19 protein-coding genes are annotated in these 17,570 nt (G+C 59.5%); 7 read left to right on the top strand and 12 right to left on the bottom strand.

Annotated elements, in window-relative coordinates; all coding sequences use genetic code 11:
- Positions 1 to 9: 9 nt before the first annotated feature.
- From NWV16_RS13415 to NWV16_RS13445, 7 genes are all read right to left on the bottom strand, one after another.
- A complete protein-coding gene (locus NWV16_RS13415) occupies positions 10 to 690 on the bottom strand; it encodes a C39 family peptidase (RefSeq protein WP_260523427.1) in 681 nt (226 codons plus the stop codon).
- A gap of 63 nt (positions 691 to 753) precedes the next feature.
- A complete protein-coding gene (locus NWV16_RS13420) occupies positions 754 to 1,764 on the bottom strand; it encodes a heme utilization protein (protein WP_260523428.1) in 1,011 nt (336 codons plus the stop codon).
- Positions 1,765 to 1,835: 71 nt separating this feature from the next.
- Positions 1,836 to 2,405, bottom strand: a complete 570-nt coding sequence (locus NWV16_RS13425) for an adhesin (protein WP_260523429.1) — start codon at positions 2,403 to 2,405, stop codon at positions 1,836 to 1,838.
- Position 2,406: 1 nt separating this feature from the next.
- Complete coding sequence (locus tag NWV16_RS13430; protein ID WP_260523430.1) at positions 2,407 to 2,856, bottom strand: hypothetical protein; 450 nt, start codon at positions 2,854 to 2,856, stop codon at positions 2,407 to 2,409.
- 344 nt (positions 2,857 to 3,200) lie between these two features.
- Positions 3,201 to 3,725, bottom strand: coding sequence for an AAA family ATPase (locus tag NWV16_RS13435; protein WP_260523431.1), 525 nt, complete (start codon positions 3,723 to 3,725; stop codon positions 3,201 to 3,203).
- A complete protein-coding gene (gene pnuC, locus NWV16_RS13440) occupies positions 3,722 to 4,285 on the bottom strand; it encodes a nicotinamide riboside transporter PnuC (protein ID WP_260523432.1) in 564 nt (187 codons plus the stop codon). Before pnuC ends, NWV16_RS13435 begins: the two co-directional genes overlap by 4 nt.
- 81 nt (positions 4,286 to 4,366) lie before the next feature.
- Positions 4,367 to 6,001, bottom strand: coding sequence for a methyl-accepting chemotaxis protein (locus tag NWV16_RS13445; RefSeq protein ID WP_260523433.1), 1,635 nt, complete (start codon positions 5,999 to 6,001; stop codon positions 4,367 to 4,369).
- 305 nt (positions 6,002 to 6,306) lie between these two features.
- On the opposite strand from NWV16_RS13445, the gene NWV16_RS13450 reads away from it, so the two are divergent.
- Complete coding sequence (locus NWV16_RS13450) at positions 6,307 to 7,137, top strand: undecaprenyl-diphosphate phosphatase (RefSeq protein WP_260523434.1); 831 nt, start codon at positions 6,307 to 6,309, stop codon at positions 7,135 to 7,137.
- Complete coding sequence (locus NWV16_RS13455; RefSeq protein ID WP_260523435.1) at positions 7,134 to 7,562, top strand: DUF1294 domain-containing protein; 429 nt, start codon at positions 7,134 to 7,136, stop codon at positions 7,560 to 7,562. Before NWV16_RS13450 ends, NWV16_RS13455 begins: the two co-directional genes overlap by 4 nt.
- Positions 7,563 to 7,566: 4 nt before the next feature.
- Here NWV16_RS13455 and NWV16_RS13460 read toward each other — a convergent pair whose 3' ends face one another.
- Entirely contained in the window at positions 7,567 to 7,926 is a 360-nt protein-coding gene (locus tag NWV16_RS13460) for an MmcQ/YjbR family DNA-binding protein (RefSeq protein WP_260523436.1), read from the bottom strand.
- Entirely contained in the window at positions 7,923 to 8,831 is a 909-nt protein-coding gene (locus NWV16_RS13465) for a LysR substrate-binding domain-containing protein (RefSeq protein WP_260523521.1), read from the bottom strand. The genes NWV16_RS13460 and NWV16_RS13465 overlap by 4 nt, the downstream gene beginning before the upstream one ends.
- 129 nt (positions 8,832 to 8,960) lie before the next feature.
- Here NWV16_RS13465 and NWV16_RS13470 point away from each other — a divergent pair, with 129 nt between their 5' ends.
- Positions 8,961 to 9,572 carry an FMN-dependent NADH-azoreductase gene (locus NWV16_RS13470; protein ID WP_260523437.1) on the top strand — a complete coding sequence of 204 codons (612 nt, stop codon included), beginning with the start codon at positions 8,961 to 8,963 and terminating at the stop codon, positions 9,570 to 9,572.
- A gap of 235 nt (positions 9,573 to 9,807) precedes the next feature.
- The gene (locus tag NWV16_RS13475) at positions 9,808 to 10,845 is read left to right on the top strand and encodes an alpha/beta hydrolase family protein (protein WP_260523438.1); all 1,038 of its coding nucleotides are present in this window, start codon (positions 9,808 to 9,810) and stop codon (positions 10,843 to 10,845) included.
- 3 nt (positions 10,846 to 10,848) lie between these two features.
- Here the strand turns inward: NWV16_RS13475 and NWV16_RS13480 are convergent, their stop codons facing one another.
- Both NWV16_RS13480 and NWV16_RS13485 read right to left on the bottom strand, forming a co-directional pair.
- Positions 10,849 to 12,036 carry an MFS transporter gene (locus tag NWV16_RS13480; RefSeq protein ID WP_260523439.1) on the bottom strand — a complete coding sequence of 396 codons (1,188 nt, stop codon included), beginning with the start codon at positions 12,034 to 12,036 and terminating at the stop codon, positions 10,849 to 10,851.
- 146 nt (positions 12,037 to 12,182) lie between these two features.
- Positions 12,183 to 13,769 (bottom strand): ABC-F family ATPase, encoded by a 1,587-nt coding sequence (locus tag NWV16_RS13485; protein ID WP_065257941.1) that lies wholly within the window; start codon positions 13,767 to 13,769, stop codon positions 12,183 to 12,185.
- A 306-nt stretch (positions 13,770 to 14,075) separates the two neighbouring features.
- Between NWV16_RS13485 and NWV16_RS13495 the strand changes: the two genes are divergently transcribed.
- The 3 genes from NWV16_RS13495 (at position 14,076) to lpxO (ending at position 16,526) form a co-directional block, all read left to right on the top strand.
- Positions 14,076 to 14,534, top strand: a complete 459-nt coding sequence (locus NWV16_RS13495) for an RcnB family protein (RefSeq protein ID WP_260523440.1) — start codon at positions 14,076 to 14,078, stop codon at positions 14,532 to 14,534.
- Positions 14,535 to 14,686: 152 nt separating this feature from the next.
- Complete coding sequence (locus NWV16_RS13500) at positions 14,687 to 15,172, top strand: hypothetical protein (RefSeq protein WP_260523441.1); 486 nt, start codon at positions 14,687 to 14,689, stop codon at positions 15,170 to 15,172.
- Positions 15,173 to 15,626: 454 nt separating this feature from the next.
- Positions 15,627 to 16,526, top strand: a complete 900-nt coding sequence (gene lpxO, locus NWV16_RS13505; RefSeq protein ID WP_065258020.1) for a lipid A hydroxylase LpxO — start codon at positions 15,627 to 15,629, stop codon at positions 16,524 to 16,526.
- Between the two features lie 40 nt (positions 16,527 to 16,566).
- On the opposite strand, the gene NWV16_RS13510 is transcribed toward lpxO, so the two are convergent.
- Entirely contained in the window at positions 16,567 to 17,409 is an 843-nt protein-coding gene (locus NWV16_RS13510; protein WP_260523442.1) for a Ku protein, read from the bottom strand.
- Positions 17,410 to 17,570 lie beyond the last annotated feature (161 nt).

Raw genomic sequence — 17,570 nt, forward strand, 5'->3', positions numbered from 1 at the left:
AATCGGCGATTAAAAGAAGTCGCTCTGTATGAACCCGAAGTCCATCAATTCAGCATCTTTGACAGGGTTGAAAGCATCGAGCTTGTTCTTGGCGGTCAGCGGTACCGGAGGACTGCGCAATGCATTGCTCTTGTCGTATCCGGGGCCGACTATCGCAAAGACGATACCGTTCCAGCCTTTGACAAAGTCATCATGGTTGTAGCGTTTGTGCCCTAAGACCGGGTCTGCGATGTAGACCCAATCCTTGTCCGCCCGCTGCAACACCACGAAATGCTTGTAGCCGCGAATTTCCATCAGTACCACCACCGGGATAGTGACCGCGTCGAGTTTTTCCGGTGGGATCTTGTAGCCCCTGGCGCGCATGCCGATGCTTTCTATGTAGCGCTTCATGTCCAGCATGGAGAAGCCCTGTGTACGGACCAGCTCCTGGTCGGAATTGACCAGCATGCCTTTGATGATGTGCTCTTCATCGACGTCGAGCCAATAAGCCTGGCGCAGTACCGTTGCCAGAGCGGCGGCGCCGCAGCTGAAATCGGTTTTTTGTTCGACGATGTCGGAAAACTTGCGCTCGCGGATGCTTTGCACGTGTTTGTAGACGAGCGTGCCACCGGGCAGGGCAGCCACGGGCATCTGGGCCGCCTGGGCGAGGCCGGAAAGGCAAAGCAGAGCGAGGAGGGTTGTCTTGCGCATGATCGATACGCCTGTGCGGACTGAGGAAAAGCCCCGTTTCCGGGGCTTTCGTTTCGATCGCGATTACATGCAGGCTTTGCAACCTGCAGCGATGGACAGCGAGTTGCTTTGTTGGTTGCCGACACCTGCCGATACGTTGGCTCCACCGTTGCCGGAGAAGTTGTTCATCGAACCGGTCATGGTTGCGGTGTTGGTCACAGGGTTTTTCCAGCCATCTTTGGTCAGCACTTGTTGAGTGGTGACGCCAGCCAGACCGAAGACACCAACGGCTTCGAATTTGGCTTTTTGATCGTCATCACGACCGCCGCCGCGGTTGTCGTTGCCGTAGCCGCCGTGGCCGCCACCGTGGTGATCATCGTTTTCGATGGTTGCAGTACCTTTGGCGGCGAAGACGCCAGCGGCTGCGAAGGTGCCGGTAAGGGTGTCTTTTTTGTAGGTCTGCACGCCTTTGTTTTCTACGACCAGGCCAGTGGAAGACTGGTTGGCAGCAGCAGCTGCAGTGGCTACACGACCACCCGATACGGCGATTGCCAGGTTGTTTTTCTGTTGGTTGAAGTTGCCGGAAGTCACGTTGATGCCAATGTTCCCGGAACCGTTGTTGCCAGCGTTGTTAAGAGTCGCAGTGTTGGTGGTCGACGAGTTTTTTACATAGTTGTTGTTGTTGACTTGAGTAGCACTCGAGGCAGCAACAGCAGTACCGAAGATGAAGCTTTCGTCGGCGGTGGCCAGCGCAGCGGCGTTGTCTTGTTGGTTGCCGTCGCCGGCTGCAACGTTGGCGCCCATGTTGCCGTTGGAGCCGTTCAGCGAGTTGTCAGCCTTCGCATCGTTTTTGGTGCCCTGATTTTTCACCACGTTGCCATCGCTGTTCTGTGCATCGAGCACTGCAGCGCCGGCGCCGGCGGTGATTTGCAGAAGTTGTTCCAGGGTCGGGCCTTTTGGTTCATGGTTGCCATGACCATTGCCGTGCCCATTACCATGACCGTGATTATCATCACGACCGCCTGCCTGTGCTGCGATTGCCATCACTGCTGCGAGTGCGAAAACCAGTGGTTTGAGGGCCATTGTAGGTTTCATGGTGTTTCTCCGTCGTGCTTATTAGTTGGTTAAGTGTTGGTACTTTCTAATTGCACTGCTTTTTATTTGGGTCAGTCAGCGACCCGGATGCTCAGGGTGTTAGCCATTCGGTTGCCCACCCCGGCACTCTGGTTCACCTGGATAACCCCGCGACTGCCGGTGAAGGCCTGGTCACTTGTCGTAACCTGGCGACTGCCGGGGGTGCCAGTTGCTCCTGAGTTCGGTAACAGCGCCACGTTCTGTTGAGAAAGTGCGCTGTCGTCCATGCTCTGCGGAGCAGCACTGATGCTGATCCGCATGGCGTTGGCCATCTGGTTGTTGGCACCGGAACCCTGGTTCACACCCAGTGCGCCGTTGCCGTTACTGAAAGCGTTGCCGCCAATGGTGGAGCTCGCGTTGATCGAGCGGTCGGCGGGCGTGTCGAGTTTCTGGTGAATGCTGGTGGTGGCGCTGGCCGACGTGCCGATGGCAATCGACTTGACGTTGGTCTGTTGCTGCTGGTCGCCGGCGGCCTGGTTGACGTTGAAATTGCCGTTGTACTGCACGCCCGAGTTCTGAATGTTGGCGCTGTCCACGGCGCTTGGGTCGGCCATTGCACTGGTGCAGCCAAGCAGTGCCAGAAGGAGCAGGGAACGATTCATCTCATTGGCCTCCGGCCATGCGGGTCAGCGGAGCCAGACCACTGCTGAGGGAACGGTTGATGGTGTTGGAAATCGTGCCGCCACCGCCGCCGCCATGGCCGGCGCTCATGCCGGGCAGGCCGTTCGGATTGGTCAGGACGTTGGTGCCGGGGAGGCTGGGGCCTATCGCCATGTTGCCGCGGATCGATGAGCCACTGGCTACACTGGCAAAGTCACCGTCATTGAGTTCGGTGCTGGTCATTGCCTGGTCAATGCGGCCGGACGGGTTGGCATTGACTGTGGTCGGGTAAGGGTCTTTGCCCGGGGCGCTGCGTCCGATCGGAATCGGCTGGACGTCGCGATTGAGCACGATCACGCCATTGCCTTCGGCCTGAACGTTGAAACTGAGGAAAGTGCTGGCTGCAGATCCGATCAGCAGAAGGCAGGTGAAGGCTTTGTTGATGTTTCCCACGGCGGCAATTCCTTCTTCAGTGGGCTGGCCCTAGTCAGCGTTGTGAAGGAGAGAGCGAAAGCTGTGCCGGTTTTTAAATGTTCATGGGTTTCAACGACTTGGCGAATGGGTGTGCAGCCTTGAAACAAAAGCTGTTTCACGATTGAAACAAAGCCCGGGCGAAACATGTGCCCGTAGCCACTGCAAAGCTCTGGAACAAGGGTTCATGGGCAGGTGTTTCATGAGCGTAACAAGTTGGGTGACAAAACAATGAAGGCCGTTGAAACGGGCGCTTTGCCTTAAAGGGAGTGTTTCAGGATCGGACACTTTCACCCGCAACAGAGTCGAAAGCCCGCTGAAGCGGATCAGCGTCCCAGCAGCGTCCGGACGGCGTCGAAAGCCTGGGTCTGACGTTCTGCCCAATTGCCCTGAATCAGTCTGAACGGTTGGTGATGTCGCTCCAGCCAGTCCCTGGTAGCCTCATGGAACGCCATCCGTTCACCGAGTTGCGGCTGGCAGCGTTGACCGTCGTCCGTCCACTCGATCTGTTCCGGTGACAGCAGCAGGTGCAGGTCGTACCGGCGCGCCAGCAGTTCCCGCTCCAGCCAGGCAGGGCAGTCCCCGAACAGGGTCTGGCTCCAGAGCATGTTGCTCAGCAGATGGGTGTCCAGAATCAACAGAGCAGGCTGTTGCGCTCGCGCCTCGTCCTCCCATTGCAACTGGCCGCGAGCGATTTCGGGAATGTCGGCAAGGCAGGTATCGCGAGGATTCTGCTCGATGAACCAACGCACGTACTCGTCGACCCGCAGACCGCCGAACCGTTGCTGGAGTTCGCTCGCCAGCCAGCTCTTGCCGGTGGATTCCGGCCCGGTCAGAACAACGACTTTCATGCGCGCAGCGCCGGGTCGGCGCGCCATTCCCGCCAGCCCTGCACCGCGATCAGGGTGAACAGGGCATACAGTGCTGCGGTGAGATACAGCGCCTTATAGAGAAACAGGCCGACGAAGATGACATCCAATACGAACCACAACGCCCAGCATTGCAGGCGTTTATGGGCCATCCAGAATTGCGCCACCAGACTGAACGCGGTGAGTGCCGCATCGAGCCAGGGCTGCGCCGCATCCGTCCAGTGGGCCATGGCCGCGCCCAGCAACAGGCTGCCGGCAGCGCCGATGGCCAATCCTTTGAGCACCGAAGGCATGCCGAGCCGGCTGACTTCACGCCCGTCATGCATCGTTCCGGCACGGGTCCATTGCCACCAGCCATAGACTTGCAGCGCGGCGTAGACCACCTGCAGCAGCATGTCCGAATACAGCTTCACGTCGAAGAAAACCCAGCTGTAGAGCAACACCATGACCAGCCCGATCGGCCAGCACCACGGGTTCTGTTTGACCGTCAGCCAGACGGCGATCACACCGAGGGCGGCGGCAAACAGTTCGAGCCCGGACATGCAAGATCCTTGGAGGGAGTAGAAGAGGGAGCGGATTGTACCCAAAAACCGGTGGGCGTGAGCTCCCACCGGTGACCGGGATCAGACGCGGAACTGGCGCAGCAATCCGTTCAATTGCTCGCTCAATTGGCCCAGCCGCACGCTCGCTGCACTGGATTGCTCGGCCGCCAGCGCGGTGCTGTGGGACAGGCCGGCAGCCTGAGTAACGTTCTGATTGATGTCCTCGACCACGTGCGCCTGTTGCAGGGTCGCGCTGGCGATGGAGGCGTTCAGGCCATTGAGGTTACGCAGCGCCTGGCCGATGGCATTGAGGCTGGCACCGGCCAGTCCGGCTTGCTCGATGGTCAGCTGTGAAGCCTTGCTGCTGTCGCCGATCACCTTCACGGCGGCTTCGGAATGGTTTTGCAGGCGCTCGATCATCGACTGGATTTCCGCCGTGGATTTCTGCGTGCGTTGTGCCAGCAGGCGGACTTCATCGGCCACCACGGCAAAACCGCGACCCTGTTCGCCGGCGCGGGCCGCTTCGATGGCGGCGTTGAGCGCCAGCAGGTTGGTCTGCTCGGCAATCGAACGGATCACTTCAAGGACGCTGCCGATCTGCGTGCTTTCCGCCGCCAGGGTGCGGATGACTTCAACCGCTTGATCGATGGTGCCGGACAGGGTGTCGATCTGCTGCAGACTGCCATCGATGTTGATCTGGCCCTGTTGTGCCTGAGCCTCGGCATCGCGCATTTCGCTGGCGGCATGCTCGGCGTTTTTCGCCACATCCTGCACGCCGTAGGTGACTTCGTTGATGGCCGTCGCCACCAGCTCCATCTGCTGTGACTGCTGCTGGCTGCGCTGCTGGGCCTGGGTGGCGTCGTTGCCCAGTTCCCGCGAGGCATCGCCCAGCGCGCTGGCGGACGCCTGCAATTCACCGATGACCCGGCGCAGCTTGGCGGTGAAGGCATTGAAGTGATGCGCCAGTTGCGTGACTTCGTCCTGACCGTGGGTGTCGAGGCTGCGGGTCAGGTCGCTTTCGCCGCTGGCAATGTTGGCCATGGCATTCACGGTTTCCTGCAAGGGGCGGACGATGCTGCGGGCAATCAGGATCACCAGCACGCCCATGATCAGCGCAATCGCCAGCCCGACAACCGATGCCTTGACCACCTGGCCCTGAAACTCGGCCTGCACATCGTCGACGTACACGCCGGAGCCCAGCACCCAGCCCCAGGGCTCGAACAGTTTCACGTAGGACGTCTTGGCCACCGGCTCGCTGGCTCCGGGTTTGGGCCAACGGTAATCGACCATGCCGGCACCCTTGGTCTTGGCGATGGCGACCATTTCGTTGAACACCGCAAAGCCGTCCGGGTCACGAATCGCCGAAAGATTCTGGCCTTCAAGCTTGGGGTTGGTCGGGTGCATGACCATCACAGGCGTGAGGTCGTTGATCCAGAAGTAGTCGTTCTGGTCGTAGCGCAGGCCGCGAATCGCGGTCAGCGCCTGTTTCTGTGCCGCGTCGCGGGTCAGGGTTCCAGCCGCTTCCAGGCCCTGGTAATAGGTCAACACACCGCTGGCGGTCTGCACCACATGCTGGGTTTTCTGGGCCTTGGCGTGATACAGGTCGTCGTGGATCTGCTTGAGCATCAACAGACCCAGGGTCAACAGCATGACCACCGCCACAATCAAGATGAGCCACAAGCGTCGGCTGATCGACACACTGCGCAAGCTGTTCATAACGCTGTCACTCCGGTTTCTTTTTCTTGTAATAAATCAACGCCAGCATCCAACCACGTTTCGCCGGCCGGGCATACGCGACCCAAGTCGTAGAGCGCGACAGCGCGATTACGGCTTGTCTGTTAGGATTTCGGCCCCGCGCGTGAAAACCTGAACCCAAGTTGCCGTTTCACGAAATTTTGACCGTTTCGTGTGGATCCTTTGCGCGCGGAATCGGTACAGCAACAAACCGCTACGCTGAACGCAGTGAACGTAAAAAAAATACTATCGGGGCATGCCGCCGTGCATCGCTCTCTGGGGGATTGATGGATTTTTGGACCGCCTTGCAGGCATTGATTCTTGGAGTTGTAGAAGGGCTGACGGAGTTTTTGCCCATTTCCAGTACCGGACACCAGATCATCGTCGCCGACCTGCTGAATTTCGGTGGCGAGCGCGCCATGGCGTTCAACATCATCATTCAGCTCGGCGCGATTCTCGCGGTGGTCTGGGAGTTTCGCCGCAAGATTCTCGACGTGGTCATCGGCTTGCCGACCCAGCCGGGTGCACGGCGTTTTACCGTCAACCTGCTGATCGCCTTCCTGCCGGCGGTGGTGTTGGGTGTGATTTTTGCCGATCTGATTCACAAGTACCTGTTCAACCCGATCACCGTGGCGACGGCGCTGGTGGTGGGCGGCCTCATCATGCTCTGGGCCGAGCGTCGGCAGCATGAGGTGCGCGCCGAGACGGTCGACGAGATCACCTGGAAAGATGCGCTGAAGGTCGGTTTCGCCCAGTGCCTGGCGATGATCCCCGGCACCTCGCGTTCCGGCTCGACCATCATTGGTGGCCTGTTGTTCGGTCTGTCGCGCAAGACGGCCACCGAGTTTTCGTTTTTCCTGGCCATGCCGACCATGGTGGGGGCGGCGGTCTATTCGGGCTACAAGTATCGCGCCCTGTTCGTTCCGGCGGACTTTCCGGTGTTTGCCATCGGGTTTGTCACGGCGTTCGTGTTCGCCATGATCGCCGTGCGCGGCTTGCTGAAATTCATTGCCAGCCACAGTTATGCGGCATTTGCCTGGTACCGGATCGTGTTCGGTCTGTTGATTCTGGCGACCTGGCAGTTCGGTTGGGTGGACTGGGCGGCGGCCAGGGCATGAGTGACGCCCGCGCACGCCGCCCGGATCGTGGCTCTTCCGGTGGCCGCTTCCAGCATTTGAAATTGAAGCTGTTCGTGTGGCTGATCGTCTGTGCGTTGCCGCTGTCCGGCTCGCTGTCGATGTGGCTGCGAGGGATCTCTCTTTTGCCGTTGGCGGCCTACGGCATCGTCAGCGTGCTGGCGTTTTTCCTGTACTGGGCTGACAAGCGCAAGGCCCGCGCCGAGGCCTGGCGCACGCCGGAAAACGTCCTGCACGCCGTGGAACTGGCGGGCGGCTGGCCGGGGGCGTTGATCGCCCAGCAGGTCTTCCGGCACAAGACGCGCAAGGTGTCGTTTCAGGTGCTGTTCTGGGTGATCGTGTTGTTGCACCAGGTGTTCTGGATCGATCAGCTGTTCCTGGGTTCGAACCTGTTGGCGTTGGGGTAGGGCGCTACAGCAGCAAACCCGCCTGGGTTTTCTTCGGTAATTTGCTCACCACCAACTGGTGAGAGCGTTGCAGCAACCCTCGCAGTTCCTCGGCACCCAAAGGGTAGGGCGGGTGCATCATGATCCACTGCGCCCGCGCCAGATACGGCGCCGGGTGAATGCCTGGTCGGTCGCAATGACCGAGAAAGAGATCCTTGTCGACCTTGAATGCCAGCGATTCACCGCGCAATCCCTGCAAGGCAAACATCTTGTTGCCGGCAATCGAGAACACCCGCACACCACCCCACTTGTAGTCGTCACGGGCGCCGGGCAATGCCAGGCAGAAGTCTGCGACATCCGTTTCGCTCATCTTTCCTTGTTTCATAACAACCGCTCTCCACAGGCATTGAAGGACTCCACCAGATGGTCGATCCAGGCACGCACCGCCGGCATCACCCCGCGTCGGTGCGGGTAGACGGCCTGCAGCCAGCCGCCGGGCAATGACCAGTCAGGCAACAACTGCACCAGCGTGCCGTTGTTCAGCTCCGCTTCGCAATACATCATCGGCAGCAGGGTGAAACCCTGGCCGGCCAGCACACACGCCTTGCGTACGATGAAATCGTCGATGCCCAGCCGGGCTTCCAGCGCCAGATCGCAACTTTTGCCGTTCTGGTCGAGCAGGCGCACATGCACCATCCGATCGGCCTCCAGCGCGCCGAGCACCGGCAGGGTTTTCAAGTCTTGCGGATGATTGATTTCCACGCCCTGTATAAAAGAAGGGCTCGCGACCACCACCATTTGCGCCTGGCGCAAGCGACGGGTCACCAGCATCGGTTCTTCGTCGCCGTGCTCGCGAACGCGCAGGGCCACGTCAATGCCTTCGGTGATCAGATCCACGCGACGGTTGAGCAGGGTGACTTCCAGTTGCACCTGCGGGTATTTGCCGAGGAAGTTGCTGATCACCACCGGCAGCATCTCGTGGGCCAGTCCGGTCGGGCTCGAAACCCGCAAGCGTCCCCGTGGCTCGCTGGACATGCTGGCCACCGTTTCGTCGGCCATTTCCGCTTCCAGCAACATCGCCTGGCAGTGGCGCAAATAGCGTTCGCCGACCGCTGTCAGCTTCAACTGGCGGGTGGTGCGTTGCAGCAGGCGCGCACCGAGCCGTTCTTCCAGTTCGGCAATCCGTCGCGACAACCGCGACTTGGGAATGCCCAGCAAACGGCCGGCAGCGGCGAATCCGCCGGCCTCGACCACTTTGGCGAAATAGTAGAGATCGTTGAGGTCTTGCATGTGGGACATCCAACTGTTCTATCAGTGGGACAAACTATCGCATTATTGCCGTCTAATCAGCTATTGGTTTCGTCGGTAGGATTGTCTCCATTCCGTCGCCGCCGGCGATTCTTTCCAGGAGATTCCACAATGAAACTGCTGCACATCGATTCGAGCATTCTGGGCGACAACTCCGCTTCCCGTCAGCTGAGCACCGAAGTCGTCAAAGCCTGGCAGGCTGCCGAGCCAAGCGCTGTGGTGACCTACCGCGACCTGGCCGCCGACGCCATCAGCCACTTTTCGTCGACCACTCTGGTTGCCGCTGGCACCACCGCTGAACTGCGCGATGCCGCACAACAGCACGAAGCCGAACTGAGCGCCGATACCCTGGCCGAGTTCATCGCCGCCGATGCCATCGTTGTCGCCGCGCCGATGTACAACTTCACCGTGCCGACCCAGCTCAAGGCCTGGATCGACCGCATCGCCGTCGCCGGCAAGACTTTCCGCTACACCGAAGCCGGCCCTGAAGGCCTGTGCGGTGGCAAGAAAGTCGTGATCGTTTCCACCTCGGGCGGCATCCACGCCGGTCAGCCTTCGGGCGTGGCTCACGAAGACTACCTGAAACTGGTATTCGGCTTCCTGGGCATCACCGACATCGAAATCGTCCGGGCCGAAGGTCTGGCCTACGGTGAAGACGTCCGCAACAACGCCATGAGCGCGGCTCAGACCCGCATCAGCGAGCAACTGTTCGCCGCTGCGTAAGGCTTTCGTAAAGAACAGCTCTCGTTCAGGCAACACCCAAAAAACTCTGTATTCTGGTTCTGCAAGGGCCAGGTACGGAGTTTTTTGTGTCTGACTGTTACATAATCTGGCCCGGGTTATGCAGTCTGATGATCAACGTCTGAGTGCAACGCCGCGCCGGATCACCGAACCACGGAGTTTCGGGCGTCGAACACAACGGATCTTTCGATTGAGTAACAACAGGGTGGGGCATCCCATGATGCGTCTTTGTGCAACGTTACTGATTTGCCTGCTCGGCAGCCTGAATTCAGTGCACGCAGCCCCCGGCCAGCACCCACGCTGGAGCGTCGGTTATCACGAGATGACGTTCCTCGATCCGCTCGACCTGCAACCGATGCGTGCCATCGCGTTCTACCCCTCAAGCGACCGCGAGCACATGAGCCTGCTCGAAGGCTATTCGGTCGAAGCCGGCGAAGACACCAAAATCGCCCTCGGCCGTTTTCCGATGCTGATGCTGTCTCACGGCAACACCGGCACGCCGCTGGCGCTGCACGACCTCGCCACGTCGCTGGCACGCAAGGGGTTTGTGGTGGTGGCGGTCATTCATCCCGGCGACAACTCCAGGGATCACAGTCGCCTCGGCACTTTGAGCAATCTGTATGGCCGCCCGATCCAGATTTCCGAAGCCATCACCGCCACCCTCGGCGATCGCATGCTCGCACCGTTCGTCAACGCCGATCAGGTTGGCGTGATCGGCTATTCGGCGGGTGGCGAGACCGCGCTGATCCTTTCGGGTGCGCAACCTGACCTCGATCGCCTGCGTCGTTATTGCCAGGAGCGTCCGGACGATCGTGACGCCTGCAATACAAACGGTGAACTGATCGTCGATCGCGACGACCTGCAACCGGTGGCCGACCCTCGGGTGCATGCCTTGTTATTGATGGCGCCCTTGAGCTTGAAATTCGGCCGGCACACCCTCGCTGACGTGCATGTGCCGGTGCTGCTATATAGCGGGGACGGAGACAAACTGGTGGCGTTCGACAAGAACGCCGCCGCCCTGGCGCGCAAACTGCCGACCGCACCGGACTTCAAATTGCTGGCCGGAGCCGGGCACTTTGTGTTCATGGCACCGTGCAATGAAGAACAGATCCGTGCGATGCCGGCGCTGTGCACCGACGCTGACGGGGTGGATCGTGAAGACATTCACCGCAACCTGATTTCCGAAGCCGGGCGGTTTTTCTCCAATGCGCTGGGCAAGCCTTCCCGGGCGGGGATGCAGACGGCGGATCAGTAAGCGTCAGGCCATCGCCCGACGCTTGAGCCACAAGGTCAGCGCCAGTCCGGTCACGGACAACAGCGCCGCGCCGAGGAAAATCCACGAATACCCCAGATTCAACGCCACCGCGCCCATCAAGGGGCCGGCAATCGCCAGTGCCAGATCGAAAAACACCGCGTAAGCACTCAACCCGGCACCACGGCTGGAGTTGGGCACCTGCTTGATGGCTTCAACCCCCAGCGCCGGATACACCAGTGACAACCCGAATCCGGCCAGCCCGGCGCCGATCAGTGCGTAACTGGTGGACGGTGCGAGCCACAGCAACAACAGCCCGACGGTTTCGATGCTCATGCAGGCGATGGCCGACGCAAAACCGCCGAATCGGGCAATGGCGGAAATGAACAGCAGTCGCGACAGGATGAAACACACGCCGAACACCGTCAGGCAGTACGCCGCGCCGGTCCAGCCGCGATTGAGGTAATAAAGAGTGATAAAGGTGGTCAGGGTGCCGTAACCGATGGAGGCCAGACTCAGACTGGCACCGAACGGCGCAATTCGCCCGAAAACCCTCCAGAACGGCAGACGTTCGCCGCGCACCACCGGCACCGACGGCTTGTTGCGGATCAGCAGCAAGGCACCGGCAGCCAATGTCGACAGAGCAATACCGAGGCTGGTAAAGCCGTAATCGGCCACCATCCACACGCCCAGCGGTGCACCGATGGCAATGGCGCCGTAGGAGGCGATGCCGTTCCAGCCGATGGAGCGGGCGGTGTGCTCGGCACCGACCTGGCCCATGCACCAACTGATGGTGCCGACGCCGATCAGTCCCTGCGCAATCCCCAGCAGCAGACGTCCGGCAATCAGGATGACCAGGCTCATTGACGGGACGTCCTGCAGCAACGTGGAAACCAGGGTCAACAGGCCACTGAGTACGATCCCCAGCAAGCCATAAACAATCGCGCGCTTTGTCCCGATGGTGTCCGACAGGCGTCCGGCCATCGGCCGGCTGAGCAGGGTGGCCAGGTATTGCGAACCGATCACCAGTCCCGCAACGACGGCGCTGAAGCCCAGCTGTTCATGCACATAACCGGGCAACACCGCAATCGGCAGACCAATACAGAGAAAAGCGATAAAGGTGTAAAAAACGATGGAGACGATTTGCAGGGTGATCGCCATGGAGCTTTGCGGTGGCTGTTGCTGCACAGACATGAGGACTCGTTCGCGGGCGGCGGTGGGAGAGGTCGCATCATGGCTTGGCGTTGGATTAAAAGAAAGCAGGCTAACTATCTTTTCCTCGAAGCAAAAAAAGCCCCGTCGCAAGGACAGGGCTTTTCACTTGAAGCGTGCAGCTGCTCTTAGAACACAACGCCCTGACTGCGCAGGTAATCGTCGTAGGTGCCGCTGAAGTCGGTCACGCCGTTCGGGCTCAGCTCGATGATGCGCGTGGCCAGGGACGATACGAACTCCCGGTCGTGGCTGACGAAAATCAGCGTGCCCGGGTAGTTTTCCAGCGCCAGGTTCAGCGCCTCGATCGATTCCATGTCCAGGTGGTTGGTCGGTTCGTCCATCACCAGGACGTTCGGCTTTTGCAGGATCAGTTTGCCGAACAGCATGCGACCTTGCTCACCACCGGAGATGACCTTCACCGACTTGAGGATCTCGTCGTTGGAAAACAGCATGCGGCCCAGGGTGCCGCGAATCATCTGTTCGCCCTGAGTCCACTGGCCCATCCAGTCGAACAGACTGACATCGTCTTCGAAGTCATGGGCGTGGTCCTGCGCGTAGTAGCCCAGCTCGGCGCTTTCGGTCCACTTCACGGTACCGGCGTCCGGGGTCAGTTCACCCATCAGGGTGCGCAGCAGGGTGGTCTTGCCGATACCGTTCGGGCCGATGATCGCCACGCGCTCGCCGGCTTCGACGGTAAAACTGAAGTTCTTGAACAGGGTCTTGCCGTCGAAACCCTTGGAGATTTTTTCCAGGGTCACGGCCTGGCGGTGCAGTTTCTTGTTCTGCTCGAAGCGGATGAACGGGCTCACGCGGCTCGATGGCTTGACCTCGGCCAACTGAATCTTGTCGATCTGCTTGGCACGGGAGGTGGCCTGCTTGGCTTTCGAGGCGTTGGCCGAGAAGCGGCTGACGAACGTCTGCAGTTCGGCAATCTGGGCTTTCTTCTTGGCGTTGTCCGCCAGCAGTTGCTCACGGGACTGGGTCGCGGCGGTCATGTACTCGTCGTAGTTGCCCGGGAACAGACGCAGCTCGCCGTAATCCAGGTCGGCCATGTGAGTGCAGACACTGTTGAGGAAGTGACGGTCGTGGGAAATGATGACCATGGTGCTGTTACGCGCCGTCAGGATCGATTCCAGCCAACGAATGGTGTTGATGTCCAGGTGGTTGGTCGGTTCGTCGAGCAGCAGCACTTCCGGATCGGAGAACAGGGCTTGCGCCAGCAGCACGCGCAGTTTCCAGCCCGGTGCGACTTCGGTCATCGGGCCGAAATGCTGTTCCAGCGGAATGCCCAGACCCAGCAGCAGTTCACCGGCGCGGGACTCGGCGGTGTAGCCGTCCATCTCGGCGAATTCGGTTTCCAGCTCGGCCACGGCCATGCCGTCTTCTTCGCTCATCTCCGGCAGCGAGTAGATGCGGTCGCGCTCGGCCTTGACCTTCCACAGCTCTTCGTGACCCATGATCACGGTGTCGATCACGGTGAATTCTTCGTAGGCGAACTGATCCTGACGCAGTTTACCCAGACGCACGTTCGGCTCGAGCATCACCTGGCCCGCAGACGGCTCAAGGTCGCCGCCGAGGATTTTCATGAACGTCGACTTGCCGCAACCGTTGGCACCGATCAGGCCATAACGGTTGCCGTTGTTGAATTTCACCGAAACGTTTTCGAACAGCGGCTTTGCGCCGAACTGCATCGTGATGTTAGCTGTGGAGATCAATTGCTTTACCTATCAATGGGTTGCGAGCCGCACATCGGGCGCTTGGGCCGTTTCTGGGGCATTTTGGAGCTTTTTCTTCCCGGGCCCGGTCACCGTCTGCATGGTGCCAGCGGGCGTGGGGCGAGAGCAGCATCCGGACTCATCGTCCAGAGCTGTTGGGCAATAAAGGCGGGATTCATGCCAGACATGGCGCGCATTGTCGCATAAGTCATGCGGCAGTCATATGGCAGTCGATAAGGAAACCTGACCGACATCCGCAAGCTCGGCTACATTTCAACAAGCAGTTTCTTCTCATAAGGAATGGTCATGTTCAAGGCACGGTTGGTTGTGGCATCGGTTACTTGCCTGGCGTTGATTGCGGGCTCCGCAACGGCGTTGGCAGACCCCGGAAACGGCAATGGCAAAGGGCATGGAAAGGGCGGGCCCGAGAACAGTCAGGGGCATGGAAATCAGGGTGGCAAGAACAAGGGGTTCAATTCAGGCCGCGCCTCTGCGCCCGTTATCGATCGAGGCAGTGTGCTGGGCGTGCTCAACGGTTACAGAGACTACTGGAGTCCCGGACCTGCGTTGCCACCCGGAATCCAGAAAAACCTGGCACGTGGAAAACCTCTTCCGCCGGGCATTGCCAAAAAACTGGATGGCCGGCTGGTGGGGCGGCTGCCTCATTACGACGGATATGAATGGCAACAGGCAGGTACCGATCTGATTCTGGTGGCCATCGCAAGCGGGCTCATTTACGAAGTTCTGAATGGCGCGTTCGACTGATCGGGTTGGCTGGGATACGGGCTGTAAAAGCAAGGCGTTCTCACTCACTTTATATATGGGGTCAAACCGATTCCGCCGGTCGTTTGTCGCTGAACTAGATCTCACCGTGTGCGTCTGAGAGGGCAGTAAAACCAACCCTTGTGGATGCCATCATGCGTTTTGAAAAGAAAAAAATCGTTGCTGTCATGTCGTGCGTCATGATGTTTGCGGCTGCGCCGTTGTTGCCTTCCGGACTTTCGATCATGGCTTCAGCCTATGCCAAGGATGGGGGCGGTCATGGCGGGAATGGCGGGAATGGCGGAGGCGGTGCGGGCGGCGGTGGAAGCCACGGAGGCGGGGCCGGCAATGCAGGGCATGGCGGCGATAACGCCGGGCATTCAGGCAGTGCCTCCAACAATGGCCGCGCAGAAGGCCAGGAAGCGGATCATGCAGGCAGGGCCGTTCGGGATCACGGTGTGAGCGGACGTCATGCGGGGCGCGATAACGGCGCTGAACGTGGACACGGGGCAACCACCTCGGGCGTCGCGCATTCCAAGGCGACACGCGGCTTGTCGAAGGCCACGGCGATTTCGGCTACAACGCCGGGCGATCACAATACCAAAGGCCTGAGCAAGGCAGGCGTTTCAACCTCCAAGTAAACCCGAACCCCGCCAGCCGCACCCTTTACACGTCAGGGTGCGGTTCTATTCACCCGGTACGAAAGTGCCGGGTCAAGCGCCTGAATGCTCCGAGCCTGAGCTCCGCGGCGTTTCCCCATCTCATCATGCTCCCCCCAGGTCAGACACCTGACTCCGGTCCGCTGTCGCGCTGTTTTCTCATTCACTCGATGAGCTGCTGTATCGCTGAGGTGACAGACAGGGCTCACTCGGGAGCCGCGTTTGGCCGATTCGGCGGACAGTTTTTCACAGATGAGGTTCACCATTGGTTACAAAGTATGGCTAAAATGCCATCCGATCACCCAATAGCCGCTGACGGCGAGCGCTCAGGGAAGTGCCCTCGGGACCGTATTTTGTATTCATGCCACTGCATCATGTCCTGAGCCCCTGGCCGGCAGGCGCGCAGTTTGTTCACTTTTGACGTGTGACCATTTCCGTGAAACTCATCATTGCCGCTATTTATGTCATTTCCATTGCATACGTTCACCTGCGTGGTCGTGTACGCCACAAGCTGGGCCGCCAGTTAAGCGACCACTCGACCTTCCTGGCGCCGGTCAACTGCTTCCTGTACCTGTTCTCGAAGATCCCCAACAAGCCTTACCTCGATACGAAAGACTTTCCCGATCTGAGCCCGTTGCAGGCCCATTGGGAAGAAATCCGCGAGGAAGGTCAGAATCTTCTGCGTGCCGGTGCGATCAAGCGCTCCAATCAGTACGACGACGTCGGTTTCAACTCGTTCTTCAAGACGGGCTGGAAACGCTTCTACCTGAAATGGTACGGCGACAGCCACCCGTCGGCATTGCAAATGTGCCCGCGCACCACTGAACTGGTGCAGAGCATCGGTTCGATCAAGGCCGCGATGTTCGCCGAGTTGCCGCCGGGCTCGAAACTGGTGCGGCACCGTGACCCGTATGCCGGTTCCTACCGTTATCACCTGGGCCTGGAAACGCCGAACGACGCCGGTTGCTACATCAACGTCGATGGCGAGAGCTATCACTGGCGTGACGGTGAAGCGGTGATGTTCGACGAGACCTACATTCACTACGCGGAAAACACCACCGACCAGAACCGCATCATTCTGTTCTGCGACGTCGAACGCCCGATGAAATATCGCTGGGCGGCTGCATTCAACGGCTGGTTCAGTCGCACTGTAATGTCGGCGGCGGGTGCTCCGAACGATGCCGGCGACCGCACGGGTGGCATCAACCGCTTGTTCACCAGAATCTACAAGATCCGCCTGCGCGGCAAAGAACTGAAAAAACGCAATCGCACGCGCTACTACCTGGAAAAGTGGGCGATCTTCGGTGGTCTACTGGCCATCTTCATTCTGATCTGATAACTCGGGCGACTGTTGCAAGACAGTCGCCCGATTCATTTCACGAGGCCTTTTTGGTTTTCTTGGCTGTTTTCTTGACCGGTTTGGCAGCGGCTTTTCCTCCCAGACTGCGTTTGAGCAGTTCCGTCAGGTCGATCACGTCAGCAGACTTGCGTTCTTCTTCGCCCTCTGCGGTCTCAACGTCTTCGATCTTGCCTTCATGGGCCTTTTTGTCCACCAGAGCCATGATCTTGTCTTCGAATTCGTCGTGGTAATCCTCGGGTTTCCAGTCTGCGCTCATGTCTTCAACCAGCCGTTTGGCCATGTCCAGCTCGGCTTTGGCCAGTTGTGGTTTGGTCACATCGCTGCCCAGTGCCAGTTCATCGAGGCTGCGCACTTCCTGCGGCCAGCGCAATTTCACCAGCACCAGCGCTGACTCCAGCGGCATCAACGCCGCCAGATATTGGCGCGTGTGTAAAACCACACGGGCAAGCGCGACCTTGTCGGTCTTGCTCAGGGTTTCACGCAGCAAGGCGTAGACCTTGCCGCCGCGCTTGTCAGGGGCGAGGTAGTAGGGCGTATCGATGTTCTGCAACGGGATCTGCGCGCTGTCGACGAAGGAAAAAATATCGATGGTCTGGGTCGAAACCGGGTGCGCCGAACGGATCTCCTCTTCGCTGAGCACCACATACCGGCCTTTCTCGAACTGCACACCTTTGACGATGTGCTCCTTGGTGACTTCCTTGCCGGTGACCTTGTTGACCCGTTTATAGCCCACCGGGTCCATGCTGCGGCTGTCCAGCCAGTCGAAGTCCACGCCCTGCGACGAGGTGGCCGAGACCAGTGCCACAGGGATATGCACGAGTCCGAAACTGATTGCGCCTTTCCAGATTGCCCGAGCCATGGTGCCGTTCTCCGCGTGATGTTCGGCTGACCTGTCCGGCTGCGCAAAAGTTTCTGCGGGTTGCCGGCGGGCTGCAGGTCAAACCGTGTTACATCTTGTTTAACGAGGACGGGGTTAACAAATCCGAACCCTCGGCGTAGCGTGGACTCGAAGGTTCTGAA

It is taken from the genome of Pseudomonas sp. BW7P1 (assembly GCF_024981055.1).
Lineage (GTDB): Bacteria > Pseudomonadota > Gammaproteobacteria > Pseudomonadales > Pseudomonadaceae > Aquipseudomonas > Aquipseudomonas bananamidigenes.